Below are 2232 nucleotides of genomic sequence, written 5' to 3' on the forward strand. Positions count from 1 at the left end.
GGCCCTCGACCGGCAGGGAACGGCACTAGAGCTGCTGACGCGTCGACACGACGAGGACCGCCTGTCCGAAAAGGTGTACGCGGCTCTGCCGTATCCCGAGAGCCAACTCGTCGCGCTCGCGCACTCCCTCATCGCCAGGAATGTCATCGACGAAGCCGACTCGGCCGTGCGCCGCGGCAGGTCCGCAAGCGGCTGGAAGCCTGCGAGGCCTAGCGGGAGTTTCCGGCCTTTGTAGCTGATCGGCGTGTCTTGCGTTGTGGTGCTTGAGGTTTGTGTGACTAAAGTGTATTACCCATATATGGCGTCGATCGTGGGTAAGCGGCGCGGCAAGCAGACCTACTACTACCTGGTGGAATCGGCCCGCGTGCAGGGCAGGCCGCGCATCGTGTCCCAGCAGTATCTGGGCAGCGCGGAGGAGGTGATGGCGAAGCTGTCGCAGACGCCGGCGGGGCAGCCGATCCGCAGCCGGCACAAGCGGTTCGGGGATTTGGCGGCGGTGTGGTCGACGCTGGTCCGGTTGGGCGTAGCCGGGATCGTGGACGATGTGGCGCCCCGCCGCCCGGACGCGGCCGCCTCGGTGGGCACCTACCTGGCCCTGGCATGCGCGAACCGGGTCATCGACCCGTGCTCCAAGCGCGAGTTCGCCGACTGGTGGGCCACCACGGCCGGACCCCGGTGGGTGAGGCTGGACCGGGCCGCGCTGGATCATCGCCGGTTCTGGGACGCGATGGACCGCCTCGGCGAGGTGCAGCTGCGCGAGATCGAGACCCGGCTCGGGCGGCGGATGCTCACCAAGTTCGGGCTCGATCTGAGCGGGCTGGCGCTGGACATGACCAACTTCGCCACCTTCATCGACACCGGCAACCAGCGCGCGCCGATCGCGCAGCGCGGCAAGGCCAAACAGAAACGCACCGACCTGCGGCTGGTCGGGTTGGCGCTGGTCGTCACCCGCGACGGCGGGGTGCCGGTGATCTCGCACGCCTATCCCGGGGATCGGCCCGACGTCACCCAGTTCCCCACCGTCGTCGACGAGCTGGTCGCCCGGTACCGGGGCCTGGTCACCGGGGTCGAGTCGCTGACCGTGGTCTATGACGCCGGGCAGAACAGCACCGACAACCACGAACTCGTCGAGGCGCACGGGATCGGGTTCGTCGGATCCCTGCCGCCGTCCGATCACCCCAGCCTGCTGGCCATCCCCAACCGCGACTACCGCCCCGTCGACGAGGACCGCTACCCCGGGCTGCGCTACGTCGACACCACCGTCACCGCGCTGGGCGTGACCCGCCGCGCCGTGCTCACCCGGTCGGCGACCCTGGCGGCCAAGCAGTCCCGCGGCCTGGACCAGACCCTGGCCATCGCCCGCCGTCGGCTCGCCGAACTCGCCGCCCGCCTGGCCCGCGGCCGCACCCGCCGCGACCGCGACAAGGTGCAGGCCCAGATCGCCACGATCTGCAAGCCCCGCTGGGTGGCCGACATCCTCACCGTCACGTTGACCGGCCAGGCGCCCGCCGAGCTGCGGCTGACCTCGCGCACCGATACCAAGGCCCGAAAACACCTCGAACAGCGGCTGTTCGGCAAGCGGATCCTATTCACCAACCGCGACTGGCCGGTGCCCGACGTGGTGGCCGCCTACCGATCCCAATCCGACGCCGAATTCGGCTTCCGCCAACTCAAGGACCCACACGTGGTCTCGTTCAGCCCGATGCACCACTGGACCGACTCCAAGATCCGCGTGCACGTGTTCTACTGCGTGCTCGCCCTCACCGTCGCCCACCTGATGCGCCGCCACGCCGCCCAGGCAGGCCTGCACCTGTCGGTGCGCGAGCTGCTCGACCAGCTCGCCGGCATCGAAGAAACCGTGCTGTTCTACCACGACGGCGGCAAGGGACGCCCCCGCATACAGCGCATGCTCACCGACATCGACCCCACCCAGCAGCGCCTCGCCGACCTGTTCGACATCCACCAATACGCACCCACCCGCTGACCAACCGTGGGCCGAGCCGCGAAGGTGGGTAATACACCCACCCTGCTCGAAAACACAGCCCTACCAGGCGAAACCAGACCGACAATCACCGAAGGCCGGAAACTCCCGCTAGGCTAACCCGATTGCGGCGACCCGCTTCGCCCGGCTTTGCCGCGCTTGCGATCGCCGCTAGCCACCCAGGCAGCCCGGGCCGAGCAACTCCTTGAGGTCGCCCATCAGCGCCGGCGACGCGGTTACCCGCAGCGAGG

The 2232-nt window shown here is 69.0% G+C and carries 2 protein-coding genes and 1 pseudogene; 2 read left to right on the forward strand and 1 reads right to left on the reverse strand.

What is annotated here, in order from left to right; translation table 11 throughout:
• Positions 1–235, forward strand: a pseudogene (locus VMD50_RS04520) (hypothetical protein); the annotation flags it as partial.
• Positions 236–298: 63 nt separating this feature from the next.
• Entirely contained in the window at positions 299–1984 is a 1686-nt protein-coding gene (locus VMD50_RS04525) for an IS1634 family transposase (protein ID WP_325425286.1), read from the forward strand.
• A 168-nt stretch (positions 1985–2152) separates the two neighbouring features.
• Here the strand turns inward: VMD50_RS04525 and VMD50_RS29800 are convergent.
• A partial coding sequence (locus VMD50_RS29800) for a hypothetical protein (RefSeq protein WP_414685999.1) occupies positions 2153–2232 on the reverse strand: 80 nt, incomplete at its 5' end.

The organism is Mycobacterium sp. (assembly GCF_035506235.1).
Lineage (GTDB): Bacteria > Actinomycetota > Actinomycetes > Mycobacteriales > Mycobacteriaceae > Mycobacterium.